This window comes from Phaeobacter sp. S60 (assembly GCF_000826845.1).
Lineage (GTDB): Bacteria > Pseudomonadota > Alphaproteobacteria > Rhodobacterales > Rhodobacteraceae > Phaeobacter > Phaeobacter piscinae.
Map to the genome: position 1 here is coordinate 40,186 of NZ_JSWJ01000001.1, position 26,723 is coordinate 66,908.

The 26,723-nt window shown below is 59.8% G+C and carries 26 protein-coding genes; 19 read left to right on the top strand and 7 right to left on the bottom strand.

Annotated elements, in window-relative coordinates; translation table 11 throughout:
* The 16 genes from nuoF (at nt 1) to OO25_RS00265 (ending at nt 15,865) form a co-directional block, all read left to right on the top strand.
* A complete protein-coding gene (gene nuoF, locus OO25_RS00190; RefSeq protein WP_040172812.1) occupies nt 1-1,299 on the top strand; it encodes an NADH-quinone oxidoreductase subunit NuoF in 1,299 nt (432 codons plus the stop codon).
* Nucleotides 1,300-1,317: 18 nt separating this feature from the next.
* Nucleotides 1,318-1,668, top strand: coding sequence for a hypothetical protein (locus OO25_RS00195; RefSeq protein ID WP_040177928.1), 351 nt, complete (start codon nt 1,318-1,320; stop codon nt 1,666-1,668).
* Nucleotides 1,669-1,781: 113 nt separating this feature from the next.
* Nucleotides 1,782-2,186 (top strand): DUF5333 domain-containing protein, encoded by a 405-nt coding sequence (locus OO25_RS00200; RefSeq protein ID WP_040178022.1) that lies wholly within the window; start codon nt 1,782-1,784, stop codon nt 2,184-2,186.
* Nucleotides 2,187-2,189: 3 nt separating this feature from the next.
* A complete protein-coding gene (nuoG, locus tag OO25_RS00205) occupies nt 2,190-4,208 on the top strand; it encodes an NADH-quinone oxidoreductase subunit NuoG (RefSeq protein WP_040177929.1) in 2,019 nt (672 codons plus the stop codon).
* Complete coding sequence (locus OO25_RS00210; protein ID WP_040177930.1) at nt 4,205-4,591, top strand: hypothetical protein; 387 nt, start codon at nt 4,205-4,207, stop codon at nt 4,589-4,591. Before nuoG ends, OO25_RS00210 begins: the two co-directional genes overlap by 4 nt.
* A 6-nt stretch (nt 4,592-4,597) precedes the next feature.
* Nucleotides 4,598-5,635, top strand: coding sequence for an NADH-quinone oxidoreductase subunit NuoH (gene nuoH / locus OO25_RS00215; protein ID WP_040177931.1), 1,038 nt, complete (start codon nt 4,598-4,600; stop codon nt 5,633-5,635).
* 3 nt (nt 5,636-5,638) lie between these two features.
* Nucleotides 5,639-6,133 carry an NADH-quinone oxidoreductase subunit NuoI gene (gene nuoI / locus OO25_RS00220; RefSeq protein WP_014879596.1) on the top strand — a complete coding sequence of 165 codons (495 nt, stop codon included), beginning with the start codon at nt 5,639-5,641 and terminating at the stop codon, nt 6,131-6,133.
* Nucleotides 6,130-6,549, top strand: coding sequence for a carboxymuconolactone decarboxylase family protein (locus tag OO25_RS00225; RefSeq protein ID WP_040172825.1), 420 nt, complete (start codon nt 6,130-6,132; stop codon nt 6,547-6,549). The genes nuoI and OO25_RS00225 overlap by 4 nt, the downstream gene beginning before the upstream one ends.
* Nucleotides 6,546-7,148, top strand: coding sequence for an NADH-quinone oxidoreductase subunit J (locus OO25_RS00230; RefSeq protein WP_040172828.1), 603 nt, complete (start codon nt 6,546-6,548; stop codon nt 7,146-7,148). Before OO25_RS00225 ends, OO25_RS00230 begins: the two co-directional genes overlap by 4 nt.
* 4 nt (nt 7,149-7,152) lie before the next feature.
* On the top strand, nt 7,153-7,458 hold the full coding sequence (gene nuoK / locus OO25_RS00235) for an NADH-quinone oxidoreductase subunit NuoK (RefSeq protein ID WP_014874166.1): 306 nt from the start codon (nt 7,153-7,155) through the stop codon (nt 7,456-7,458).
* Between the two features lie 6 nt (nt 7,459-7,464).
* On the top strand, nt 7,465-9,579 hold the full coding sequence (nuoL, locus tag OO25_RS00240; protein ID WP_040177932.1) for an NADH-quinone oxidoreductase subunit L: 2,115 nt from the start codon (nt 7,465-7,467) through the stop codon (nt 9,577-9,579).
* On the top strand, nt 9,579-11,126 hold the full coding sequence (locus tag OO25_RS00245; RefSeq protein ID WP_040177933.1) for an NADH-quinone oxidoreductase subunit M: 1,548 nt from the start codon (nt 9,579-9,581) through the stop codon (nt 11,124-11,126). Before nuoL ends, OO25_RS00245 begins: the two co-directional genes overlap by 1 nt.
* Before the next feature lie 13 nt (nt 11,127-11,139).
* Complete coding sequence (gene nuoN, locus OO25_RS00250; protein WP_040177934.1) at nt 11,140-12,579, top strand: NADH-quinone oxidoreductase subunit NuoN; 1,440 nt, start codon at nt 11,140-11,142, stop codon at nt 12,577-12,579.
* A gap of 70 nt (nt 12,580-12,649) precedes the next feature.
* On the top strand, nt 12,650-13,399 hold the full coding sequence (locus OO25_RS00255) for a biotin--[acetyl-CoA-carboxylase] ligase (RefSeq protein ID WP_040172839.1): 750 nt from the start codon (nt 12,650-12,652) through the stop codon (nt 13,397-13,399).
* Between the two features lie 20 nt (nt 13,400-13,419).
* Nucleotides 13,420-14,208, top strand: coding sequence for a type III pantothenate kinase (locus OO25_RS00260; RefSeq protein ID WP_040177935.1), 789 nt, complete (start codon nt 13,420-13,422; stop codon nt 14,206-14,208).
* Complete coding sequence (locus tag OO25_RS00265) at nt 14,198-15,865, top strand: ribonuclease J (RefSeq protein ID WP_040177937.1); 1,668 nt, start codon at nt 14,198-14,200, stop codon at nt 15,863-15,865. Before OO25_RS00260 ends, OO25_RS00265 begins: the two co-directional genes overlap by 11 nt.
* Before the next feature lie 194 nt (nt 15,866-16,059).
* On the opposite strand, the gene OO25_RS22900 is transcribed toward OO25_RS00265, so the two are convergent.
* The 7 genes from OO25_RS22900 to OO25_RS00295 form a co-directional block, all read right to left on the bottom strand.
* A complete protein-coding gene (locus OO25_RS22900) occupies nt 16,060-16,233 on the bottom strand; it encodes an RSP_7527 family protein (protein WP_162894045.1) in 174 nt (57 codons plus the stop codon).
* Nucleotides 16,234-16,456: 223 nt separating this feature from the next.
* Nucleotides 16,457-18,004 (bottom strand): DEAD/DEAH box helicase, encoded by a 1,548-nt coding sequence (locus OO25_RS00270; RefSeq protein ID WP_040177938.1) that lies wholly within the window; start codon nt 18,002-18,004, stop codon nt 16,457-16,459.
* 180 nt (nt 18,005-18,184) lie between these two features.
* On the bottom strand, nt 18,185-19,150 hold the full coding sequence (locus tag OO25_RS00275; RefSeq protein ID WP_040177939.1) for a glycosyltransferase family 2 protein: 966 nt from the start codon (nt 19,148-19,150) through the stop codon (nt 18,185-18,187).
* A complete protein-coding gene (locus tag OO25_RS00280) occupies nt 19,147-19,893 on the bottom strand; it encodes a hypothetical protein (RefSeq protein WP_040177940.1) in 747 nt (248 codons plus the stop codon). Before OO25_RS00280 ends, OO25_RS00275 begins: the two co-directional genes overlap by 4 nt.
* A gap of 37 nt (nt 19,894-19,930) precedes the next feature.
* Nucleotides 19,931-21,538: a peptide chain release factor 3 gene (locus OO25_RS00285; RefSeq protein ID WP_040172857.1), complete on the bottom strand. Its 1,608-nt coding sequence runs from the start codon at nt 21,536-21,538 to the stop codon at nt 19,931-19,933.
* Between the two features lie 87 nt (nt 21,539-21,625).
* Complete coding sequence (locus OO25_RS00290; protein WP_139044741.1) at nt 21,626-22,057, bottom strand: nuclear transport factor 2 family protein; 432 nt, start codon at nt 22,055-22,057, stop codon at nt 21,626-21,628.
* A gap of 180 nt (nt 22,058-22,237) precedes the next feature.
* The gene (locus tag OO25_RS00295) at nt 22,238-23,254 is read right to left on the bottom strand and encodes a Hint domain-containing protein (protein WP_040177941.1); all 1,017 of its coding nucleotides are present in this window, start codon (nt 23,252-23,254) and stop codon (nt 22,238-22,240) included.
* Between the two features lie 294 nt (nt 23,255-23,548).
* Here OO25_RS00295 and OO25_RS00300 point away from each other — a divergent pair, with 294 nt between their 5' ends.
* The 3 genes from OO25_RS00300 (at nt 23,549) to OO25_RS00310 (ending at nt 26,715) form a co-directional block, all read left to right on the top strand.
* The gene (locus tag OO25_RS00300) at nt 23,549-24,328 is read left to right on the top strand and encodes an SDR family oxidoreductase (RefSeq protein ID WP_040177942.1); all 780 of its coding nucleotides are present in this window, start codon (nt 23,549-23,551) and stop codon (nt 24,326-24,328) included.
* 12 nt (nt 24,329-24,340) lie between these two features.
* Nucleotides 24,341-25,465, top strand: a complete 1,125-nt coding sequence (locus OO25_RS00305) for a hypothetical protein (RefSeq protein ID WP_040177943.1) — start codon at nt 24,341-24,343, stop codon at nt 25,463-25,465.
* Nucleotides 25,466-25,587: 122 nt separating this feature from the next.
* A complete protein-coding gene (locus tag OO25_RS00310; RefSeq protein WP_040177944.1) occupies nt 25,588-26,715 on the top strand; it encodes an ABC transporter ATP-binding protein in 1,128 nt (375 codons plus the stop codon).
* Nucleotides 26,716-26,723: the final 8 nt, after the last annotated feature.

The following is a 26,723-nucleotide window of genomic DNA, read 5'->3' on the forward strand; positions in this document are numbered from 1 at the left end:
ATGCTGAAGGACCAGGACCGGATCTTTACCAACCTTTACGGGATGCATGAGCGCACATTGGCGGGCGCAAAACAGCGGGGCCATTGGGATGGCACTGCGGGCATCATCGAAAAAGGGCGGGACTGGATCATCCAGAACATGAAGGATTCCGGCCTGCGCGGACGCGGTGGTGCGGGCTTCCCGACCGGCCTGAAATGGTCTTTCATGCCGAAGGAGAGCGACGGTCGCCCCTCCTATCTGGTCATCAACGCCGATGAATCCGAGCCGGGCACCTGTAAAGACCGCGAGATCATGCGTCATGATCCGCATACGCTGATCGAGGGCGCGCTGATCGCCTCCTTCGCGATGAATGCGCATACCTGCTACATCTACCTGCGCGGCGAATACATCCGTGAACGCGAGGCGCTGCAGGCCGCGATTGACGAATGTTATGATCAGGGTCTGCTGGGGCGCAATGCCGCCGGATCCGGCTGGGATTTCGACGTCTTTCTGCACCATGGCGCGGGCGCTTACATCTGTGGCGAAGAAACCGCTCTGATCGAAAGCCTCGAGGGCAAGAAGGGCATGCCGCGTATGAAGCCGCCCTTCCCGGCGGGTGCCGGTCTTTATGGCTGCCCGACCACGGTGAACAATGTGGAATCCATCGCCGTTGTGCCGACCATTCTGCGCCGTGGCCCGGATTGGTTTGCAGGCTTTGGCCGTCAGAACAACGCGGGCACCAAGCTCTTTGCGATCTCTGGCCACGTCAACAACCCCTGTGTTGTCGAGGAGGCCATGAGCATCTCCTTTGAGGAGCTGATCGAGAAGCATTGCGGCGGCATTCGAGGCGGTTGGGACAACTTGCTGGCAGTGATCCCCGGGGGCTCTTCTGTTCCCTGCGTGCGCGGCGAGAAGATGAAAGACGCCATCATGGACTTTGACTATCTGCGCGGCGAACTGGGCTCCGGCCTTGGCACCGCAGCGGTCATCGTGATGGACAAACAGACCGACATCATCAAAGCGATCTGGCGTCTGTCCAAGTTCTACAAACACGAGAGCTGCGGTCAGTGTACGCCCTGCCGTGAAGGCACCGGCTGGATGATGCGTGTGATGGATCGTCTGGTGAAGGGCGAGGCTGAGCTGGAAGAGATTGACATGCTGTGGGATGTGACCAAGCAGGTCGAAGGTCACACCATCTGTGCGCTTGGTGATGCGGCAGCCTGGCCAATCCAGGGTCTGATCCGCAACTTCCGCGAGGAAATTGAGGACCGTATCAAAGCACAGAAGTCCGGGCGCATGGGCGCCATGGCGGCTGAATAAGGTCCAGGGGAGCAGTTGATGATCACGGGTGTGAGCAAAACCATGGCTGTGCTGGCCCTCTGCGGTGGGGTACTGGCGGGGTGTGACGGGATCGTCAACGACCGTCCAACCTATGCAGGCGTTCCGTTCAAGGCGAAGTCAAAGCCGGTGAACAAGAAAGAGACGCTGGCGGTGTTTACCACTGCGGTATCCAAGGCGCCGCGTTCGCTTGAAGGCGCGCGGCTGGCTGCGCATCACGAAGGCACCCGCTACTGCATCGAGAATTTCGGATCCTCGCGTATCGCGTGGCAGGTGAACCCGCTTGATACGGATGTCGCGGTCCCATTGGATGGCGACACGGCGGTCTATGGTGGAACCTGCACCCCGTGAGCATGACGCCTGCATATCCTGTGGCTGCGCATGATGCGCCAGCGGCGGTGTTATTGCATAACGCCGCTGTCTGCGCGCGTGCTGAACGCTTTCCCACCAAGGAGCGTTCAACCATGCGAACCCTGATTGCAACCTGTGCCACCTGCCTGATGTTATTGCCTTCTATGGCGGCAGCGAAGCCATCTCTGCGCGACGTACAAGAGATTGAAGACCCGCTGTTTGCGGTCGCGCTGGCGAAGGAAGTGTCGGACCACTGCGACAGCATATCCGCGCGTTATTTCAAGGGGCTGACAGAGCTGCGTCGCCTGCGCGCGCGCGCCAATGCCCTCGGCTATACGGATAGTGAAATCCGCGCCTATATCGGCTCGGACACGGAAAAAGCCCGGATGCGGGCCAAGGGAGAACGCTTCCTGGCTCAAAACGGGGTCTCTTACGAGAAAACGGAAACATTCTGTGCGTTTGGTCGTGCGGAAATCAAGAAAAACAGCGCGATCGGCGTTTTATTGAGGGCGAAATAGACCATGTCTGACCTCCGCAAGATCAACATTGACGGAACCGAGATTGAGGTGGATGGGGCAATGACCCTGATCCAGGCCTGTGAAGAGGCCGGGGTGGAAATTCCCCGGTTCTGCTATCACGAACGCCTGTCCATCGCCGGCAATTGCCGCATGTGCCTGGTTGAGGTTGTTGGCGGCCCGCCGAAACCCGCCGCGTCTTGCGCCATGCAGGTCCGCGATCTGCGCCCCGGCCCTGAGGGGCAGGCACCGCAGGTGAAGACCAATTCGCCCATGGTGAAAAAGGCGCGCGAAGGCGTGATGGAGTTCCTGCTGATCAACCACCCGCTGGATTGCCCGATCTGCGATCAGGGCGGCGAATGCGATCTGCAGGATCAGGCGATGGCCTATGGCGTGGACTTCTCACGCTTCCGCGAAGCCAAGCGCGCGGTTGATGATCTGGATCTGGGGCCGCTGGTCGGCACCGCAATGACCCGCTGCATCTCCTGCACCCGCTGCGTCCGCTTCACCACCGAGGTGGCAGGCATCACCCAGATGGGCCAGACCGGCCGGGGTGAGGACAGCGAGATTACATCGTATCTGAATGAGACGCTGGATTCGAACCTTCAGGGCAATATCATTGATCTTTGCCCGGTTGGGGCGCTGACGTCGAAACCCTACGCTTTCACCGCGCGTCCGTGGGAACTGACCAAGACCGAGACCATCGACGTGATGGACGCGCTTGGCTCCAACATCCGCGTGGATACCAAGGGCCGCGAAGTGATGCGAATCCTGCCGCGCAACCATGACGGCGTGAACGAGGAATGGATCAGCGACAAGACCCGCTTTGTCTGGGACGGTTTGCGTCGCCAGCGTCTGGACCGCCCGTACGTGCGTGTTGATGGCAAGTTGAAGCCCGCCACCTGGCCGGAAGCGCTGGAGGCGGCTGCCACAGCGATGAAGGGCAAGAAAATCGCCGGTCTGATCGGGGATCTGGTCCCGGTTGAGGCGGCGTTTGCTCTGAAGCAGCTGGTCGAAGGGCAGGGCGGCAAAGTGGAATGTCGGACGGACAAGGCCCGTTTGCCCATCGGCAACCGCGCGGCCTATGTTGGCACTGCAACCATCGAAGATATCGACAGCGCCAAGGCGATCATGCTGATCGGTACCGACCCGCGCAATGAAGCGCCGGTACTGAACGCGCGCCTGCGCAAAGCCTGGATCAATGGCGCCAACATTGGCCTGATTGGTCAGCCGGTCGATCTTACCTATGACTATGCCCACCTCGGCACCGACCGTGCAGCGCTTGAGGCGCTGCTCAATGGCGAGACCGAAGGTGCGCTCGACAAAGAGACGCTGGTTATTGTGGGGCAGGGTGCCCTGCGTGAGGCCGACGGTCTGGCGGTGTTGGCGCACGCGCAGAAATATGCGGCGCTGACCGAAAGCAAGCTGATGGTGCTGCACACCGCTGCGGCCCGTGTTGGTGCAATGGACGTAAATGCCGTCACCGAGGGCGGCGTCGAAGCAGCCATTGACGGGGCTGAGGTGATTTACAACCTTGGTGCCGATGAGGTCGAAATCGATGCGGGTACGACGGTGATCTACCAGGGCTCCCACGGGGATCGCGGAGCGCATCGCGCTGACATCATCCTTCCCGGGGCTGCCTATACCGAAGAAAACGGCCTCTTTGTGAACACCGAAGGCCGTCCGCAACTGGCTCTGCGCGCGAGCTTTGCGCCCGGTGAGGCGAAGGAAAACTGGGCGATCCTGCGGGCACTGAGCGCAGAATTGGACGCCAAGCTTCCCTATGACTCACTGGCGCAACTGCGCACCGCGCTGGTCGCAGAGGTGCCGCATCTGGCCCGCATCGACGACGTGGCGGACAACGAAGGTCCGGCGCTTGAGGTTGAGGCGATGGGCAAGGCGGCGTTCCTGCCGGCGGTCAAGGATTTCTATCTGACCAACCCGATTGCGCGGTCGTCGCAGCTGATGGCGGAACTGTCGGCGGGTGCAAAGGCGCGCGGCGCTGAGAAGATCGCAGCGGAGTGATCCGGGCGGGCATCATATCGCCCTTGCTGCTGGCGGCCTGCGTGCAGGTCCCACAAGCATCGAAGGCGCCATTCACCCCCGATTATCAAGGGGTGGAAACGCGGCTGTTGGACGGCGATCTGGTGCAGTTCCACGTTGCCATGACCGGTGCAAGAACCAGCGCCGATCTGGATAATTATGCTGAATGCGCAGCGGCGCAATATGCGCTGATCCGCGGTTATGGATTTGCACGTCACGTGCGCACAAAAATGAAACAAGAGGGTGGCGTTCAGACGGCAGATGCTGTCTACACCATCTCGCCTTCCCTCCCGCGCGGACTGCGCACCATCGACGCTGAAGTCGTGGTCGCGGATTGCGAGGCTAACGGAATACCCACGGTGTGAGGACCTATGGCTGAATTCTTTAACACCCCAGGCGGCATTGCTGTACTGATCCTGGCGCAAGTGCTTGCAGTTGTTGCCTTTGTCATGATTTCGCTTCTGTTCCTCGTTTACGGGGACCGCAAGATCTGGGCGGCGGTCCAGATGCGCAGGGGCCCCAATGTGGTGGGCGTCTACGGCCTGCTGCAATCGGTGGCGGACGCGCTCAAATATGTGGTCAAGGAAGTTGTGATCCCGGCCGGTTCCGACCGAGCGGTCTTCATTCTGGCCCCACTGACCAGTTTTGTTCTGGCGATGATCGCCTGGGCGGTGATCCCTTTCAACGACGGCTGGGTGCTCTCGGATATCAACGTCGCCATCCTCTACGTGTTCGCGGTGTCCTCGCTTGAGGTTTATGGCGTGATCATGGGCGGCTGGGCCTCGAACTCGAAGTACCCGTTCCTGGGTTCGTTGCGGTCTGCGGCGCAGATGATCTCCTATGAGGTCTCCATCGGCCTGATCATCGTTGGCGTGATCATCTCCACCGGTTCGATGAACTTCGGCGATATCGTACGCGCGCAGGACGGTGATCTGGGGCTGCTGAACTGGTATTGGATCCCGCACTTCCCGATGGTGTTCCTGTTCTTCATCTCGGCGCTGGCAGAAACCAACCGCCCGCCGTTCGACCTGCCGGAAGCGGAATCTGAACTGGTTGCGGGCTATCAGGTGGAATACTCGGCGACGCCCTTCCTTCTGTTCATGGCCGGAGAGTATATCGCCATCTTCCTGATGTGCGCGCTGACAACCCTGCTGTTCTTTGGCGGCTGGTTGTCCCCGATCCCGGGCCTGCCCGATGGCGTCCTTTGGATGGTTGCCAAAATGGCATTCTTCTTCTTCCTCTTCGCAATGGTAAAAGCGATCACGCCCCGCTATCGCTACGATCAGCTGATGCGCTTGGGCTGGAAAGTGTTCCTGCCGTTCTCGCTGGCTTGGGTGGTCTTCGTGTCCTTTGCTGCAAAATTTGACTGGTTCTGGGGCATCTTTGCCCGTTGGACCGTGGGAGGCTAACTGATGGCGAACATCGACTACACCCGCGCCGCCAAATACTTCCTGCTGCAGGATTTTTGGGTCGGCTTCAAACTAGGGCTGAAGTATTTCTTTGCCCCCAAAGCGACACTGAACTACCCGCACGAAAAGGGCCCGCTGTCGCCCCGTTTCCGCGGCGAACATGCGCTGCGCCGCTATCCCAACGGTGAGGAGCGCTGCATTGCCTGCAAGCTGTGCGAAGCGGTCTGCCCGGCGCAGGCGATCACCATCGACGCGGAACCGCGCGAGGACGGCAGCCGCCGCACCACGCGCTATGACATCGATATGACCAAATGCATCTACTGCGGTTTCTGTCAGGAAGCCTGCCCGGTGGATGCCATTGTCGAAGGTCCGAATTTCGAGTTCGCCACCGAGACCCGCGAAGAGCTGTTCTACGACAAAGACAAGCTGCTTTCGAACGGCGAACGCTGGGAAGCTGAGATTGCACGCAACCTCGAACTAGATGCGCCCTACCGATGAGCGACGCCAAGAACCCATTTGAGGCCATGATGGCCCAGGCTCAGGACATGGCCAAAGCCCTGAACCCCGCGTTAGAGAGCTTTTCTCCCACCGGTGCGTTCAAGGAGTTTGAGGCGCTGTGGCCGACGATGCCAAAGGATGTCATGGAAATGATGTTCGGCAATACCGTCAACAAGGGCGGTCTGGATGCCAAAACCCGTCTGCTGCTGACGCTGGCCGGGCTGACAATGCAGGGCGCACAGGCAGATTCAGCCGTGCGCCAGACCGTGCGCCATGCCCTAGAGGCGGGCGCGAAGAAACAAGAGATCGTTGAAACGATCGGACAGATGTCGGTGTTTGCCGGCATCCCGGCCATGACCCGCGCGCTGGAGCTGGCGCAAGACGTCATGGACGCCAAAGGGGACGATGAAACATGAGCGTTTTTGCCTTTTACCTCTTTGCCATCAGCGCCATCACCGGCGGGCTGTTTACGGTGATCAGCCGTCAGCCGGTGCATTCGGTGCTGTGGCTGATCCTGGCCTTCATTTCCTCGGCCGGGCTGTTCGTCCTGCTGGGAGCTGAATTTGTCGCCATGCTGCTGATCATCGTCTACGTGGGCGCAGTTGCGGTACTGTTCCTCTTTGTGGTGATGATGCTGGATGTGGACTTTGCCGAGCTGAAGGCCGAGATGGCGCGCTACATGCCGCTGGCGCTGCTCATCGGTCTGGTCATCCTGATGCAGTTCGTCATGGCCTTTGGCGTTTGGGAGACCGCACCGGCGGCCGCCACGCAGCTGGCTCAGCCGATCCCCGCCGACCAACATAACACCGAGGCGCTTGGCCTCATCATCTATGATCAATACTTCCTTCTGTTCCAACTCTCCGGCCTGATCCTGCTGGTAGCGATGATCGGCGCGATTGTGCTGACGCTGCGCCATCGTCAGGACGTGAAACGTCAGGACGTCGTCGCGCAGATGATGCGCGACCCGGCGACAGCGATGGAACTCAAGGATGTGAAACCGGGGCAGGGGCTTTGAGACAATGATCACACTTGAGCATTATCTAACCGTCGCGGCGACGCTGTTCGTCATCGGCATCTTCGGGCTCTTCCTGAACCGCAAGAACGTCATCATCCTCCTGATGAGCATCGAACTGATGCTCTTGGCGGTGAATATCAATCTCGTGGCATTCTCGTCGTTCCTCGGCGATCTGGTCGGGCAGGTGTTCACGCTGTTTGTGCTGACCGTGGCCGCCGCTGAGGCTGCCATCGGCCTTGCGATCCTGGTTTGCTTCTTCCGCAACCGCGGCACTATCGCCGTGGAAGACATCAACGTGATGAAGGGCTAAAGCGTCATGGAAACCATCCTTCTCTTTGCCCCTCTGGTCGGGGCCATCATCTGTGGCTTTGGCTGGAAGTTCATCGGCGAGACCGCAGCGACGTGGACCGCAACCGGGCTTTTGTTCCTGTCGGCGCTCCTGTCGTGGATCGTCTTCCTCAGCTTTGACGGGGTGACCCAGTCGATTGAGATCCTGCGCTGGATCGAAAGCGGGTCGTTGTCGACCTCCTGGGCGATCCGGCTGGACCGGCTGACTGCGATCATGCTGATCGTGATCACCACAGTGTCCTCGCTGGTTCACCTTTATTCATTCGGCTACATGGCCCATGATCCGCAGTGGAAAGACGGCGAGAGCTACAAACCGCGCTTCTTTGCGTATCTGTCGTTCTTTACTTTTGCGATGCTGATGCTGGTGACCTCGGACAATCTGGTCCAGATGTTCTTCGGCTGGGAAGGCGTGGGCGTTGCTTCCTACCTGCTGATCGGCTTTTACTACCGCAAGCCCTCAGCCAACGCGGCGGCGATGAAAGCGTTTATTGTCAACCGTGTAGGTGACTTTGGGTTTGCGCTGGGGATCTTTGCGCTGTTCTTCCTGACCGACAGCATCAACTTCGATGATATCTTCACAGCTGTGCCACAGCTGGCAGAAACCCAGCTGAGCTTTCTGTGGGGCGAATGGAATGCGGCCAACCTGATCGCCATTCTGCTGTTCATCGGGGCGATGGGTAAATCGGCACAGCTGATCCTGCACACATGGCTGCCGGACGCGATGGAAGGCCCGACCCCGGTGTCGGCTTTGATCCACGCCGCAACCATGGTGACCGCGGGCGTTTTCCTGGTCTGCCGGATGTCGCCGCTGATGGAAGTTGCGCCTCAGGCGACGACGTTCATCACGGTGCTGGGTGCGACCACGGCGTTCTTCGCGGCAACGGTTGGTCTGGTTCAGACCGATATCAAGCGCGTGATTGCTTATTCGACCTGTTCTCAGCTGGGCTATATGTTCGTGGCTGCAGGTGTTGGCATGTATTCGGCTGCAATGTTCCACCTGTTCACACACGCCTTCTTCAAGGCGATGCTGTTCCTCGGCGCGGGCTCCGTGATCCACGCGATGCACCACGAGCAGGACATGATGAACTATGGCGGCCTGCGTAAGAAAATTCCCTATACCTTCTGGGCGATGATGATCGGCACGCTGGCCATCACCGGTGTTGGTATTCCGCTGACCCATATTGGTTTTGCCGGGTTCCTGTCGAAGGACGCCATCATTGAAAGCGCCTATGCCGGCGGATCCTCCTACGGGTTCTGGCTGCTGGTGGCGGCTGCCGCGATGACCTCTTTCTACAGCTGGCGTCTGATTTTCCTGACCTTCTACGGCAAACCGCGCGGGGACAAGCACACGCATGATCACGCGCATGAAAGTCCTTGGACCATGCTGGTGCCGCTGGGGGTTCTAGCGCTTGGAGCCGTCTTCTCCGGCATGATCTGGTACAACAGCTTCTTTGGTCACACCGATAAGGTCGGCAAATTCTATGGCATCCCCTATGCGGAAGCTTCGGCTGAGGGCCATGGTGATGCCCATGGGGACGATGCGCATGGCGACGTCACCGAGAGCGTGGCAACCGACGATCACGGCAACGCAGCAAAGGGCGAGCATCACTATGTGTTCACCGGCAAGCCGGGTGAGGGGGCGCTTTACTTTGGTCCCGAGAACACCGTATTGGACGACGCTCACGCTGCCCCGAAATGGGTCAAGGTGTCGCCGTTCATCGCGATGCTGCTTGGTCTGGTCCTTGCGATCCTGTTCTACATCGTGAACCCAAGCCTGCCTGGCCGTCTCGCCAAGCAGCAGCAGCCTTTGTATCTGTTTCTCAAGAACAAGTGGTACTTCGATGAGCTTTATGATGCGATTTTTGTCAAACCAACGCTGATGATTGGCCGCTTCTTCTGGAAGCGCGGTGACGGCAAAACCATTGACGGTGCCCTGAACGGTATCGCCATGGGCATCATTCCCTTCTTCACCCGCCTCGCCGGTCGCGCACAGTCGGGTTACATCTTCACTTATGCTTTCTGGATGGTGCTGGGCATTGCTGCTCTGGTTACCTGGATGTCGATCGGCGGAGGAACGCACTGATGGACAATCTCCTTTCTATCGTCACCTTTATCCCGGCGCTTGCGGCGGCCATTCTGGCCCTGTTCCTGCGCGGCGAGGATGAGGCGGCGCAGCGCAACGCCAAATCTGTTGCGCTTTTTGCCACCACGATCACCTTCCTGGTCAGCCTTGGCATCTATTTTCAGTTCGACCCCTCTGACACGGGCTTTCAGTTCGTCGAAGAGGCGGAGTGGATTTTTGGCCTGAAATACAAGATGGGCGTGGATGGCATTTCGGTGCTCTTCGTGATGCTCACCACATTTGTGATGCCACTGACCATACTGGCCAGCTGGGGCGTCAGCACCCGTGTGAAGGAATATATGATCGCCTTCCTGATGCTGGAGACGCTGATGCTTGGCGTCTTCATGGCGCTGGATCTGGTGCTGTTCTACCTGTTCTTTGAGGCAGGCCTGATCCCGATGTTCCTGATCATCGGAATCTGGGGTGGCAAGGAGCGGATCTACGCCTCGTTCAAATTCTTCCTCTATACCTTCTTCGGCTCGGTGCTGATGCTGGTGGCGATGGTCGCGATGTATGTAGATGCAGGCACCACAGATATTGCGCAGCTGCTGACGCATAGCTTCTCTGCGGGCAGCTTTGATCTCCTGGGCATCCACGTAGTTGGCGGCATGCAGACCTTGCTGTTCCTGGCCTTCTTTGCGTCGTTCGCGGTGAAAATGCCGATGTGGCCGGTTCACACCTGGCTGCCGGATGCGCACGTTCAGGCACCAACTGCGGGATCTGTGGTGCTGGCAGCGATCCTGTTGAAGATGGGCGGCTATGGCTTCCTGCGCTTCAGTCTGCCGATGTTCCCGGTTGGTGCCGATGTAATGACCGACGTGATCCTGTGGATGTCTGCCATCGCGGTGGTCTACACCTCGCTTGTGGCGCTGGTGCAGTCGGACATGAAAAAGCTGATCGCTTATTCCTCCGTGGCGCATATGGGCTTTGTGACGATGGGGATCTTTGCCGCGAACCAGCAGGGTATTGACGGCGCAATTTTCCAGATGCTGAGCCATGGCTTCATCTCGGCGGCGCTGTTTCTCTGCGTGGGCGTGATCTATGACCGGATGCACACCCGTGACATCGACGCCTACGGCGGTCTTGTCATCCGCATGCCTGCTTATGCGCTGGTCTTCATGTTCTTCACTATGGGCAATGTCGGCCTGCCGGGCACGTCTGGCTTTATCGGTGAATTCCTGACCCTGATGGGGACCTTCCAGAAAAACACCTGGGTGGCAGCCGTTGCTGCAACCGGCGTCATCTTCTCGGCGGGATATGCGCTGTGGCTGTACCGCCGCGTGGTGTTTGGCGATCTCATCAAAGGCAGCCTGAAAACCATCAAGGATATGACTGCGCGTGAACGGTTTATCTTTGCACCGCTTGTCGTGATGACCATCCTGTTGGGCGTCTACCCGGCGGTTGTCACCGATATCATCAGCCCGTCGACTGAGGCGCTGATTGCTAACTTCAACCAATCTCTGGCCGCTGCGGATCTGTCCCCGGCGACCCAGATGGCTTCGCACTAAGGGGGCGTGGGCGATGATCCCAGCTGATCTCACCGTTATCCTGCCAGAGATTGTTCTGGCGCTCAGCGCAATGGTGGCGCTCCTCGTCGGTGTCTACACGGGCAAGGACAAACTGGCCCCGGCTCTGATCTGGCTGATGGCCGGGCTGATGTCGGCGCTGGCGATCTGGATCGGGACAGGCGCGTCGGGCAGCCGCGAGGCGTTCAACGGCATGTTTGTCGATGACGGGTTCGCCCGCTTTGCCAAGGTTGCCATTCTGCTTTCGGCTTCGGCGGTTCTGGTCATGGGCCAGGACTACATGTCGCGCCGGGGCATGCTGCGGTTTGAGTATCCCATCCTTGTCGCGCTCAGCGCGGTGGGCATGATGGTGATGGTCTCCGCCGGCAACCTGATGTCGCTTTACATGGGCCTCGAACTGCAGTCGCTGGCGCTTTATGTCGTGGCATCGCTGCGTCGTGACAGCGTGAAATCGACCGAAGCCGGCCTGAAGTATTTCGTGCTTGGCGCGCTGTCCTCCGGTTTGCTTCTGTATGGCGCATCGTTGGTCTATGGCTTTGCCGGTACGACCGATTTTGCGGGCATCTACGCCGTTGCCAAGCACGGCGACGTGTCTGTCGGCCTGCTGTTTGGCCTGGTCTTCCTGATCTCCGGCATGGCGTTCAAAGTCTCGGCAGTTCCGTTCCACATGTGGACCCCGGACGTCTACGAAGGTGCGCCGACACCGGTCACAGCCTTCTTTGCCTCGGCACCGAAGGTCGCGGCCATGGGTCTGTTTGCGCGCGTGCTGCATGATGCCTTTGGCCATGCGGTGCAGGACTGGAGCCAGGTCATCGCGCTGCTGTCGCTGCTATCCATGTTTGTTGGCGCTGTCGCCGCGATTGGTCAGCGCGATATCAAACGTCTGATGGCCTATTCCTCCATTGCCCACATGGGCTACGCGTTGATGGGGCTTGCAGCAGGTACGGCCTATGGTGTGCAGGCGTTGCTGGTCTACATGGCGATTTACGTCTCCATGAACATCGGCACCTTCGCCTTCATCCTGATGATGGAGAAAGACGGCAAGCCAATCACCGATATCCGCGCGCTGAACCTCTATTCACGTCGTGAGCCGGGCAAGGCGCTGGCCATGCTGATCCTGCTGTTTTCACTGGCGGGTGTGCCGCCGATGCTGGGGTTCTTTGGCAAGCTATACGTGCTGAACGCGGCCTATCAGGCCGGCCTTGCGTGGCTGGCGGTTGCTGGTGTGATTGCCTCTGTCATCGGGGCCTTCTACTACCTGCGCATCGTCTACTACATGTACTTCGGTGAAGAGGGCGAGGAGCTGGAAACCAATCGTTCGCCTATCCTCTGGGGGTTCCTGATGGCGTCGGCTGCGGTGATGCTTCTGGGTATTATCAACATGTTCGGCATCGAGGGTGCAGCGGCATCAGCGGCTGCCACGTTGGTCAACTGACCGCTCTGACACAGAACACACAAAGGCCTGGTCTGCGGACCGGGCCTTTTTGCCTTGAAGGGACAGGATCATGAGTGAGTGGCCAGAGGGATACGGGCGCAGCCTGCTAGAGGAGGTGGACAGCACACTGGATGAGGCCGCGCGCCGCGCGCCGACGCTGACCGGCCCGGAATGGATCATGGCCAAGCGCCAGACCAAGGGGCGCGGCCGCAGAGGGCGGGCCTGGAAGGAACCGAAGGGCAATTTTGCAGCAACTCTGGTGATGCGGCCGGACGGCGCGCCGGAGCAGGTGGCGCTGCGCAGCTTCGTGGCGGCCCTTGCCTTGCATGAGGCTTGCGTCGCACTCTGCGGGGAGACCGCGGGACTGGCGTTGAAATGGCCCAATGATGTGCTTTTGAATGGTGGTAAGCTGGCGGGCATCCTTCTGGAGAGCGCAGGGGCCGCGGGCGGCGTCACTCATCTATCGATTGGGATCGGGGTCAATCTGATTGAGACGCCGATGCAGGAATGGCTGGAGCCGGGCGCGGTCTGGCCCGTGTCACTGCTGTCGGAGACGGGTATCCACATCACGCCTGAGGTTTTCCTGACCGAGCTGGCGGCCGCCTATGCCCGCTGCGAACAGCAGTTTGTCACCTTTGGCTTCGAACCGATCCGCACCGCCTGGCTGGCCCGTGCAGCCCGTCTGGGTGAGGTGATCATCGCGCGAACCTCCAATTCCGAAACCGAGGGCACGTTTGAGACGGTGGACGGCAGCGGTAACCTTGTCCTCAAGACCGCCAAGGGCCGCGTCAGCATCCCTGCGGCGGATATCTTTTTCTAGGAAGAGGAGCAGGGCAGGTCATGCTTCTGGCAGTTGATTGCGGCAATACCAACACGGTGTTTTCAATCTGGGACGGGGAGAATTTCATCGCTACCTGGCGGACTGCCACCGATTGGCGGCGCACGGCAGATCAGTATTATGTCTGGCTCAACACGCTGATGCGGCTGCAGGGGATCGAGGCAGATATCACCGATATGATCATCTCCTCCACGGTGCCACGTGTGGTATTCAACCTGCGGGTTCTGGCGGATCGCTACTACAACACGCGCCCCCTTGTGGTTGGGAAACCCGATTGCCTTCTGCCGGTTTCGGTGCGGGTGGATCAGGGAACGAATGTGGGCCCCGATCGTTTGGTCAATACGGTTTCCGGGTTTGATCAATATGGTGGCAATCTGATCGTGGTCGATTTTGGCACAGCAACAACCTTTGATGTGGTGGCCGAAGATGGCGCCTATATCGGCGGGGTCATTGCGCCGGGCGTGAACCTCAGCCTTGAGGCGCTGCATCAGGCCGCCGCCGCCTTGCCCCATGTGGATATCTCCAAACCCCAATCCGTCATCGGCACCAATACGGTTGCATGTATGCAGTCAGGTGTGTTCTGGGGGTACGTAGGACTGGTGCGTGAAATCTGCGCCCGCATCAAGGCGGAGCGTGACGTGCCGATGAAAGTAATCTCGACAGGCGGGCTGGCGCCTTTGTTCCAGCAGACAGCCGATCTGTTTGACGCATTTGAGGATGATCTCACGATGCACGGGCTACAGATCATACACAAATACAACAAGGATAACGGTCTCAAGGATGAGCACTGAACGTTTAATCTACCTACCCCTGGGTGGGGCGGGCGAAATTGGCATGAACGCCTATATCTACGGCTACGGCAAACCGGGCAAGGAACGCCTGATCCTGGTGGATCTGGGCGTCACCTTCCCGGATATGGACAGCAGCCCCGGCGTGGATCTGATCATGCCGGACATTCGCTGGCTGAAAGAGCGGGCCGACCAGCTGGAAGGGGTGTTCATCACCCACGCGCATGAGGACCACATCGGCGCCGTCGCGCATCTTTACCGCGATCTGAACGTGCCGATCTATGCCCGTGCCTTCACCGCCAATCTGGCGCGCCGCAAGATGGATGAGGCTGGTCTCGACAGTGAAGAGGTGAAAACCGTTTCCGCGTGGCCCGAGGTTACAAAACTTGGTCCCTTCACCGTCGGCGTCGCTCCGATCTCGCATTCCATCCCGGAAAGTGGCGGTCTGGTGATCGATACACCTGCGGGCCGTATCGTCCACACCGGCGATTTCAAAACTGACCCGACTCCCATCGTGGGCGAGGCGTTCGACCCGGAAATGTGGGCGGAGATCGCCAAGGATGGTGTCAAGGCGCTGGTCTGCGATTCCACGAATGTGTTTTCGCTGAACCCGGGCCGGTCCGAGGTCGAAGTTGGCCCGGAGATCACCCGTCTGGTGGGCCAGGCTGAGGGCATGGTTGTTGCAACCACATTTGCCTCAAACGTGGCGCGGGTAAAAACCCTGGCCGAGGCAGGCCATGCCGCGGGCCGTTCCGTTGTCCTTCTTGGCCGGGCGATGCAGCGCATGGTCGAGGCTGCGACCGAAACAGGCGTTCTGAAGAACTTCCCAAAGGTGGTCAGCGTTGAGGCGGCGCAGGAGCTGCCGCGCGAAAACCTGATGTTGGTGGTGACCGGCAGCCAGGGGGAACGCCGCGCGGCGTCTGCCCAATTGGCACGCGGCAAATATCGCGGCGTTGAGGTGAAAGAGGGTGATCTGTTCCTGTTCTCCTCCAAGACGATCCCTGGCAACGAACGCGGTGTCATCCGCATCATCAACCAGTTCTCCGAAAAAGGCGTGGATGTGGTAGATGACAGCTCCGGTCTTTATCATGTATCCGGCCATGCCAACCGCCCCGATCTGGAACGGATGCATGACATCATCAAGCCGCAGATGCTGATCCCTATGCATGGCGAACACCGCCATCTGCGCCAGCACGCCCGTCTGGGCGAGGCGAAGGGTATCGCCAGCGCCGTGGCCGTGAACGGCATGATGATGGATCTGACAGGTGACGCGCCGAAGGTGGTGGATTACGTCGACACCGGGCGCACCTATCTGGATGGGTCAGTCAAATATGGCGCGCTCGATGGCGTAGTCCGCGACCGGATCCGCATGGCGCTCAACGGTCATGTGGTTGTCACTGTCATCTTGGATGAAGAAGACGAACCACTCGGCGAACCCTGGTGCGATATCAAGGGGCTTGCGGAAACCGGTCGATCCAATGCCGCGCTGGTTGAGGTAATGGAAGAGGATCTGAACCAGTTTATCATGCGTGCCGGTGCGAAGACCCTGCGCGATGATGACAAGCTGGAAGAGAACCTTCGCCGTGTCGCCCGCCAGACCGCGCAGAATGAGATCGGCAAGAAACCCGAGGTGACCGTTGTGGTCAGCCGGATGCGCTGAGCCAGACCGTTTTGATCTAATTTAAGGGTCCGCCGCACCTGATGTGGCGGGCCTTTTTTGATCCGTTGTTTCGGTCATATGCCCATAGTTGATGGGCTGTAACGAAAAAGCCCCGGCAGCGTGCCGGGGCTTTCATCTGTGGTAGGGGATTGACCTTACCGTCTGCTCTCAGCTGCCTGCGCGCAGGCGTCGGATCAGGCGTGACGGGGGCGCGAGATCAGCGCGGCCAACTTCCCCGGCAGGCTGGCAATGCCCCGGCCAAGGCTGCGCAGGAAAGCGGCCATTGCCTCGGCACGCAGCTCATGCGCGCGGGCTTCGATGGCGCGAATTTCGTCGGCGGTCACGGTTGGAAACTCCAGATTGTTCATGGCAGGCCTCTTGGGTGTCTTATGTCTTGTTGACCCTCAGATAGGCTTTTCGGGGTCGGGCGACATCCGCAAAAATGGGCAATCCCGCCATGCTGCAAGTGCAAAGCTCAGAGGCGTTTGGCCGGCAACTGGCGCATAGCTCTTGTTGGTCCGGTGACCCGGCGCAATGAAAAAGGGCCACCCCAAGAGGCAGCCCTGATGATTTTAGCAATCGCCGAGAATATTACCCGGCGCGGCGCTCGGCAAAGCTGAGGGCGATAAAGCTCGGCATGTGGTCGCCCATGCCAACCACATTGCGATCATTGCCACGGTCGTTGCCGCCACGGCCACGACCGGATTTCTGGTTGCCCTTCTGCCCGGATTTCTGCCCGGAAGATTTGGTCTCGGCAGATTTGCCACGGCCAGACGCGCGCTTTTCCTGCTCAGGGGCCTTCTGCTCCTGTGCTGTTGCATCGACCTCAGCGGTCGCAGCGTCGTTTGCCTGCTGGGCGTCTGCCGCCTCGTTCACATCCTTGGCAGCAGAGCTGCGGGAAGAGGAGCGACGACTGCGGGTCTTGCGCTCAGGCGCCTCGCCGCTTGCATCGTCCTTGCTGTCTTTCGCCTTTGGCTCGGCCTTGGCTTTCTTCAGCGGGTTCTCGATGCGCGGGATCTCGTTCTGGACCAGACGTTCGATGTCTTCGAGGTTCTTCTCGTCCTTGGGCACGCAGATCATCATCGCGGTGCCGTCGCGTCCCGCACGACCAGTCCGACCGATGCGATGGACATAGTCCTCTGCATGGCTCGGCACGTCGAAGTTGAACACATGGCTGACGCTGGGCACATCAAGGCCGCGTGCGGCCACATCGGAGGCAACGAGGAACCGCAACGAGCCTTCGCGGAATCCTTCCAGCGTTTTGGTGCGCTGGCTCTGATCCAGGTCACCGTGGATCGGGGCCGCGTCATAGCCATATTTCTTCAGAGATTTGGCGACGATATCCACATCCGTCTTACGATTGCAGAAGATGATCGCATTGGTGCATTTCTCGCCTTCCTGATCAATCAGGTGACGCAGCAACTTGCGTTTCTCGCTGCCCTCACGGTCCCGGCGGGAGGCTTTGAACAGCACCACGCCTTGGGTGATGTTCTCAGACGTCGTTGCCTGACGGGCCACTTCCACACGCTCAGGCGCGGAAAGGAACGTATTGGTGATCCGCTCAATCTCCGGCGCCATAGTGGCGGAGAAGAACAGTGTCTGACGGGTAAAGGGCGTCAGGCCGAAGATGCGTTCGATATCGGGAATGAACCCCATGTCGAGCATCCGGTCGGCTTCGTCCACCACCATAACCTTAACGTCAGAGAGGATCAGCTTGCCACGCTCGAAATGGTCGAGCAGACGACCGGGCGTGGCGATCAGCACGTCCACCCCTTTGTCGATCAGCGTGTCCTGCTCCTTGAACGAAACACCGCCAATGAGCAGCGCCTTCGTCAGTTTTAGGTGTTTGGTGTAGGTGTCGAAATTCTCCGCCACCTGGGCTGCCAGTTCGCGCGTGGGGCAGAGCACCAGGCTGCGCGGCATGCGCGCCCGGGCGCGACCGCGCGCCAGCAGGGTGATCATCGGCAGGGTGAACGATGCCGTCTTGCCGGTGCCGGTCTGTGCGATTCCCAATACATCACGCCCCTCCAAAGCAGGCGGAATTGCCCCTGCCTGAATGGGAGTGGGGGATTCGTAACCCGCTTCCTCAATCGCTTTGAGAACTTTGGGGTTCAGGTTCAGATCTGAAAATTTTGTCATATGCGTCCGTTTTTGCGGACACTGACCTGGCCCGCGCGTGTATGTCAGGGCCGATTCCGCATGGTCTTGCGTCCTGTCTTGATCGGCTTGCGGCGGGGCATAGCAAAATCCGCTGCAATCGTCAAACGAAGCCGGGGTTTCGCAGGTTATTGATCCTGTAACGGGCAAACCCGAAACAGTTTAGTCAAATTGAGGGAAATGTTGACGTCGCTTGGCCGCCAAATCCAGCGGGCAGTAATGGATCATACCCCGCAGGCGTAGCGCATCATAGACCTCAGGCAGCTCCGCATTGATTTCGCCGAAGAAGCGTCGCAACCCGTCTATACCGTGGTCCTGTTCGATCATGGTCAGCAGCTCATGCTTGTTCAACCCGCCGAAACGCGCCGGAAAGCCTGCACCCAGACCTGGCCGGTAGGAGCCACGCGCCAGTCGGAATCGGTAGCTGCCTTGCCAGTCATCCCAGCTGGCGGCGTGGCGATGACAGATCTGCAATTCCTCCTGTTCGGTCTCGCGGGTGTTTTTCTCACCATGCTGGAACAAGTTATGGATTCGGTACTGAATATCGGGGAGGCCGGTGCGGGCAAACAGCTTACCTGCCGTGTGGCTGAGAAAGCCGCCTTTGAGAAAAACGCCGAATTCGGGATAGATCGCCCTTACCTCATGCTCGCGTTCACCACCAGAGGGGACCATGGCCTTGTAGTGATCCGCATGCCCGGCCAGCGCCTCCAGCGGGCGCATCCGCAGCACATCCGTCTCAGCAGGCAGCGCGGCGAGCGTTTCTGTGATCGCCCGGCTTTGGTCAGCGGCTGCAACATGAGGCCAGAGAAACTCATCCACATCGATATGGGCGATCCAGTCGGTCTGGATCCGCTCGTAGGCATGGGTCGCGTTCATCGTCTGGCGGGGCTGGTGCATCTTTGGACGCGGCGCCTTGTGCTGCTTCCAATAGCGATCGTCGCAGGTGATCACCCGAATTTTCGGATGCGCCTTTAGATGTGGGTAGACGTCGGGATTTTCTGCATCAAGGTACAGATGTAACCGGTGGGCACCCAGATCCAGGTGGTAGGCGGCAAAATCCAGGATAGATTTGGCGTCGGCCTTGGTGGTGCTGACAAGACCCCATTTCGGTTGGCTCGGCGTAGTCATGACCTGCGATGTGTCTTGTAGCGCTGAATGCGTCCGAAAATGCTGCGGGGATCTTCCATCACCATGCGCAGCATCCTGATGGCGAGCGGTCGCAGCACCAAATCCCGTTCGCCATACCGCCACAGCCGCGCCAGCATCTGTCGATCCAGATCGCCATGGGGCAGGTGGTAAGGTGTCATGCCAAGGCCGATGTCATCCAGATCCTTGCCCTTTACACGGGGAAGGCCGCTGTCGGTCGGTCGCCCTGACAATCTTCGTTCACTGTCGTGCAGTTTGATCATATGGAACAGCAACTGAAGCCCTTGCCCGCCAAGCCGCTGATCAATCGTGTCCCCATGATCCGCAAAGGTGGTTGCCGCTGAGATCAGCCAGCGCGTCGGCAAACCCGCCGCCAATGCGCCCCCATGCTCCGCCCAGATCCGCAGGAACAACGCCCGCGCATCCGGTGGCGCATCCCGGCGGCGCAAGATCGCAATACAGAGCGCATGGACCGCCCAGATTTCAGGATCGCCTGCAAACTCTTCCCGCAGGGACTGCCATTTATGCGCGATATGATGGATCGGCAGATCCTTCTGCGTCGCGGGCTTAGGGCAGGGATCTGTCAGCGGACCAAAGAGAGCGGTCAAATCGGCATCCGCCGCCGGCAAGGCCGACAGCGGCTCGACAAACGGCACCTCTTTCTTTTCGAGCTGCCGCAGCAGTTTATAGAACCCGCCAGGATAGTTTTCGTTGTCGATATCCATGGCGGGCTGGTGTCACCGATGATCTGGGAGGCTGGTCTTAGACCATCATCTCCTTGGTCGCGGTCAGTTTCAAGTCCGGATAGTCGCGCTCAACCCGGTCAATGTCCCACTGAAGGCGCGTCAGATAGACCACATCGCCATCATGATCATGGGCAATGTGCTGCTTGTTGGTGTTGATGAACTTGTCGAGCGCGGTCTTGTCGCCGCTGACCCAGCGGGCAGACGTGAACTGAGAGGCCTCAAACCGGACGGGCAGGCCGTATTCCATCTCGATACGGCTGGCGAGCACTTCAAATTGCAACTGCCCCACCACGCCAACAATGAACCCGGATCCGATGGAGGGTTTGAACACTTTGGCGGCCCCTTCTTCGGCGAATTGCATCAACGCCTTTTCCAGATGCTTGGCCTTCATCGGATCGCCCGCGCGCACGCCTTGCAAGAGTTCCGGTGCAAAGGACGGAATACCACTCACGCGGAGCGCTTCACCCTCGGTCAGCGTATCGCCGATGCGCAGCTGGCCGTGGTTCGGAATACCGATGATATCACCGGCCCAGGCTTCCTCTGCCAATTCGCGGTCCGACGCCAGAAACAGCACCGGGTTGGAGATCGCCATCGGTTTCTTTGACCGCACATGTGTCAGCTTCATGCCGCGTTTGAAATGGCCCGACGCCAGCCGCACGAAGGCTACGCGGTCGCGGTGCTTGGGATCCATATTGGCCTGCACCTTAAATACAAAACCGGCGACTTTCTTTTCGTCCGGCGCAATCTGGCGCGGTTGGGCGGTCTGCGGCTGCGGTTCCGGCCCATAGGTGCTGATGCCGTCCATCAACTCCTTCACCCCAAAGGAGTTGATCGCAGAGCCGAACCAGATCGGCGTCATGTGACCTTCCAGAACCGACTGCGGATCAAGTGTCGGCAGCAGCTCGCGTGCCATTTCGACCTCTTCCAGCAGCTTCTCCAGCAGGTGCTCTGGCACATGCTCCGCCAGTTTCGGGTCGTCCAGACCGTTGATCTCAATGCTCTCGGCGATCTTGTTGCGGTCGGCCCGGTCCATCAGCTCCAGACGGTCGCGCAGCATGTCGTAACAGCCGATGAAATCGCGACCGACGCCGATCGGCCAGCTGGCCGGTGTCACGTCAATCGCGAGGTTCTGCTGGATCTCGTCAATGATCTCAAATGTGTCGCGGCTTTCGCGGTCCATCTTGTTACAGAAGGTCAGGATCGGCAGGTCCCGCAGGCGGCAGACCTCAAACAGTTTCTGGGTCTGGCTTTCCACACCCTTTGCGCCATCAATCACCATGACCGCGGCATCAACGGCGGTCAGCGTGCGATAGGTATCTTCCGAAAAGTCGGAGTGACCGGGCGTGTCCACCAGGTTGAAGCGGTAGTTGGCATAGTCAAACGACATCGCGGAGGCCGAAACGGAAATACCGCGATCCTTCTCCATCTGCATGAAGTCTGAGCGCGTCCTTCGGGCCTCACCCTTGGCGCGCACCTGACCTGCCATCTGAATAGCACCACCGTAAAGCAGGAACTTCTCAGTCAGCGTGGTTTTGCCGGCATCCGGATGCGAAATGATCGCAAAGGTGCGGCGCCGGGCGATTTCTGCCGGCAGGTCGGGGCGGTTTGGGACGGTATCGAGCATGAGCGCGCGTATATCAGGATGGCGCGCCGAGGCAAGAAAAACAGGGGGCAGGCCCCCTGCACATTACCGACAATCGGGGCCGGCGTTTCAATCCCAGATCAGGGCCTGTCCGGCAAGACAGGCAGGCATTGCATCTGCGGGCAGCTGCCCCAGCTGTTCAAAGAAGGCGAAGGCGTCAAATCGGGACGTCAGTTCAGCAATCTTGTCGCCTTCAAAACGAATCATCATGATCCCCTCAGCATGAACAGGCGTGACCCCGTCCGGGCCGTCCGCCGTCAGCAGGTAGCGCGTTGAGGTCCAATCGCCGTCTTCCATGTAGTGCAGCATCTGCACCCGCAGCTCACCCGCAAGCTTGTGAACAACCTCAATCAGGACCGGATAGTCCTTGCGCGGGTTGGTCAGCCCATCCAGCAGCTCAGTACCCTCCAGTGTGGGGGCCAGCATCAGGGCAAATGTGGACATGTCGCGATTTTCCCAAACTTCGGAAAACCAGCGCTGTACAAGGTCTCGCTTGGTCATGGTCAGGCAAAGCTCCATAAATTCCACGTCGGAGTGCAGGACCTATGTGCCAAAATGATTATGGAGATTTCCATCAGAGATCGTAATCCTCGCCAAGGTGTATCGAATTTTTTCAGAATTTGCGCTGCCTGTGTCGATCCGGCGTTTCGCCGACGGCCTCCCGTGATCGGACGCAAGCAGTCACATGGTGCGGCGTTTCAACCCGGAGACCGACTGACCACGGTCCATCAGCGCCGGTCGAACATCCAACCCAGAGGCCACCCGCTGGTGGCCCAGCAAGAGACCGGGTGTTCGGTTCAGGTTCTCCTGAGGCAGCGCGGCGCGCGTCAACGGGTCAAGCAGGAGGCTTTCAGCCGCGATCCCTTCAGCGAAAATGATTTGATGGCGATCAAACAACAGCTGGAAATAATCCACGAATCCGCCGCTTTGTACGATGATATCAATCCCATTCACCAGTTCCCGCGCCCGGACCAGATGCTCAGGGCGACCCCTGCGTCGGATGTCGCGTCGTGGATGTACCAACAAACGGTGGTCCGGGCTGACCAGGAGGTCATTTTCATTGTTGAGCGCACCGGCCCGGATCAGGATCGGGGCCATTTCACCAACCGCGCGGCTTGTGCATTGTCCGATCCAGCGCACTTCTTGGGCACCGTCATCGCGCGTCAGTACCCGGTCGCCAGCCACAAGATCCTCAATTGGCCGCTGTGCACCGGTGTCGAGGGTGATATGAGTGCCGCGCGTGAAGGAGACGCAGGCCAACTGCGCAAGCTGCTGGTGCGTGCCCTCGCGTGTTTTGCGCACCAGTGTATAGCCTGTCTGCGGGCGCAGTGGTGCTAGCGGCAGCAAATAGATCGCTGCAATCAAACCGCCGTCGTCCACCTCGACCATGACCAGAACCTCAACGTTGGCGCCGATATCGGGCATTAACGTCAAAAGGCAATCAAGATGCAGGCGCGCACCTGGGGTCCCGATCGCAGTCGCGTGATCCAGCGTAAGGCGCCCGTCCATGCGCGCGGTCAAGCGAATTTGCCGAAGCGGAGCGTTTCGGGCCAGCTGATAGACATCGTCCAAATGTAGATCATCGTAGACCCCAAGGCTGTCACCCAGATTGGCCCCCATTTCGACACGGAAATCGGCCGCCGCGAACACCGGTAGCGTTTGGGCGGCGATGGGGGTCTGATGCAGCTGTGTCAGCATGGATAACCTAACCAATAGCGGCGCGCGTCCTGCGCGTGTGAACTCTCATTGTGGCGGGAAATGTGGCGAGATGCGGACCAGACGGGGGTGGTTTTGCGAAGCCAGCAGGACCGAAAGGCGCCCATGCGCAGGCCCGGGTCGTCTTCGGGCAGCATCGGCAGCTGCTGTTTGTGTTTGGGCTGGTCAATACCGGGACAAGGGTGCAAGCTCCGCCGCGACAGAAACAGCGTCGGATCCCGGCTTGCAAACGGCCTGGCCGGAACAAAATATCGCGACGCAACAGGGAGGTATGTCATGGACTTGGGATTGGCGGGAAAGCGGGCATTGGTCTGTGCCAGCAGCAAGGGGCTTGGCCTCGGCTGCGCGGAGGCCCTGGCAGAGGCCGGGGTGGATCTGGTGATGAACGCGCGGGGAGCGGAGGCGCTTCTGGCCTCAGCCCAATCCATCCGGGATGCCCATGGCGTCAACGTGGAGACCATTGCCGCGGATGTCACCACCGAGGCGGGGCAGGCCAAGGTCATCGCCGCAGCCGAGGGGGTCGATATTCTGGTGACCAATGCAGGCGGCCCGCCGCCGGGGCTGTGGTCCGACTGGGAGCGTGAGGATTTTATCAGGGCGCTGGATGCCAACATGCTGACCCCGATCGCGCTGATCAAGGCGCTGGTGCCGGGTATGATGGAACGGGGCTGGGGCCGGGTGGTCAACATCACGTCACAATCGGTGAAGGCGCCAATCCCGGTTCTGGGCCTTTCGAATGCGGCGCGCACCGGGCTGACTGGCTATGTGGCGGGCACCTCCCGTCAGGTTGCCGCGAAGGGCGTGACCATCAACAACCTGCTTCCCGGTATCCACGCCACGGATCGGGCGGTCTCGCTGGATACCGGCGTGGCCCAACAGCAGGGGATCTCCCTTGAGCAGGCCGCCGAGCAGCGCGCCGCCAGCATTCCCGCCGGTCGCTATGGCACGCGGCAAGAGTTCGGCGCCACCTGCGCCTTCCTCTGTTCGCAGCACGCGGGCTTCATCATCGGCCAGAATATCCTGCTGGACGGTGGCGCCACCAATATGACCATTTAACGGGGCGGGCAGATGGCATCCGGTTTCTCGCTGAAGGATCAACTGTTTAATCAGGAGAAGACCCGCTACCTAGCGGGCCTTTTCGCGGCGGCGGATTCCGGATTTGACGCCGCGGCGTTTGAGGCTGAGGTGATGGCTCAGCTGCCGGATCTGGAGCTGAAGGAGCGCATTACCCTGATCGCAGAGGTGCTGGCCCGCCATCTGCCTGCGAATCTGGAGGCCGCCGCACCCGTTCTGCGACGGGCGCTGCCGCCGCCTCTGGATCCCAGCCTGTCGGATGATGATTTCGGCGACTTCATCTTTGCGCCGCTGGGAGAGTTTGTGGTGCTGCGCGGGTTGGAGGCGGCCCCGGATCTGTCGCTGCAGCTGCTGTCCGAAATCACCCAGCGGTTTTCCATGGAATGGGCTATCCGTCCGTTTCTCACCCATTGGACCGATCAGACATTGGCCGTGATGCAGGGTTGGGCGACAAGCGACAGCTATCACGTTCGGCGGCTGGTCAGCGAAGGCACCCGGCCAAGGCTGCCCTGGGGCCAGTCGGTTCCGCTCACATTGGCGCAGCCCTTGCCCCTGCTGGACCAGCTCCACGCTGACCCGACCCGCTATGTGACACGTTCAGTGGCCAATCACCTCAATGATATCTCAAAAAAGGATCCGGAGCTGGTTCTGGATCGGCTGCGCAGCTGGCAGGCGGCAGATCAGCAGCGCCCGCAGGAGCTGGCCTGGATGACCGTCCATGCGCTGCGTGGGTTGGTGAAGGCGGGGCACAGCGGCGCGATGGAGATGCTGGGGTATGACCCGGACATGCCTTTCGCCGCGACGGTCACGCTGCGCGATGATCCTGTGCATATTGGCGGTGCTCTACAATTTGACTGCCAGCTGGACGGTGCACCGGACACCCCCGTGCTGGTGGACTATCGCCTGCATTTTCAACGCCCGGGCGGCAAGGTGTCGGCCAAGGTCTTTAAGCTGAAACAATCGGTCCTGACCGGCGGTAGCACGCGTCTCAGCAAACGCCATCCGCTGAAAGCCGGGGCGAGCACCTTTACTCTGGTGCCGGGACCCCATCGGCTTGAACTGCTGGTCAACGGGCGCGTGCGCGCTGAGTTGAGTTTTGATTTGTTGCCACCGCAGTGAACATGCTGCCACTGACGACCCTTGATGTCGCGCTTTGGTGCGCTCCCTTGCATGGAGACATTGGCGTTGATATCTGCAGGCCAATCCCGATCATTTAGGTCGGACACGAATAACGAGGTCGCATGACATCTGCCCCCCCTGACCCGATGCTTGGTACCGACAGTGCGTCTATATCTGCGCCACGTCTCGAAATCCGCAATCTGCGGCGGTTCTTTGATGGGCGCGCGGTGGTGGATGATGTGTCGATGCAGATCCAGGCCGGGCAGGTGACCTGTCTGCTTGGCCCGTCGGGATGCGGCAAATCCACGACGTTGCGGATGATCGCCGGGGTGGAAATGCAGGACAGCGGCGAAATCTACGTCGATGGCAAGCTGATCTGCGATACCGTGTTTCGGGTGCCGCCAGAGCGCCGTGAAATTGGCTTGATGTTTCAGGACTTTGCCCTGTTTCCGCATCTGAGCGTCGCCGACAATGTTGCCTTCGGACTGAAGGGCAGCAAGGATGAAAAACGCGCCCGCGTGAAAGAGCTGCTGCAAAAGGTCTCTCTTTCACAGTACATTGATGAATTCCCGCATCATCTGTCCGGCGGTGAACAGCAGCGCGTGGCTCTGGCCCGTGCGCTGGCCCCACGCCCACGGATCATGCTGATGGATGAGCCGTTTTCCGGGCTTGATAATCGCCTGCGTGACGGCATCCGCGACGAGACCCTGACACTGCTGAAAGAAGAGGACGCCGCCGTCCTTCTGGTCACCCATGAGCCGGAAGAGGCGATGCGGATGGCTGATGAGATCGCTCTAATGCGATCCGGAAAAATCGTGCAGCAGGGTGCGCCCTACAATGTCTATACCCGGCCAGTTGATCGTGCGGCTGTGGGGTTCTTCAGCGATACCAATGTCCTGCACTCCGAGGTTAACGGCGCGCTTGCCGAAACCCCGTTTGGCCAGTTTTTGGCGCCTGGTGTGCCGGATGGTACCAAGGTTGACATCGTGTTCCGCCCGCAGCACCTGCGCATTGATTTTGACCGCAACGGGCGCGGTCCTCATCCGACTCCCAGCGACGGGGTTGCCGCGCGCGGGGTGGTCAAGCGAGCCCGCTTCCTCGGACATGAGAGCCTGGTTGAGTTCCGTATGGATTTTGACGGCAGCATATTGAAGGCGACGGTGCCAAATGTCTTCCTGCCGGATGCCGGGCGGGTGATGTGGCTGACGGTGCGCCGCAACCGTTGTTTCGTCTTCCCCACCGGCTGCTGACGCGGCGG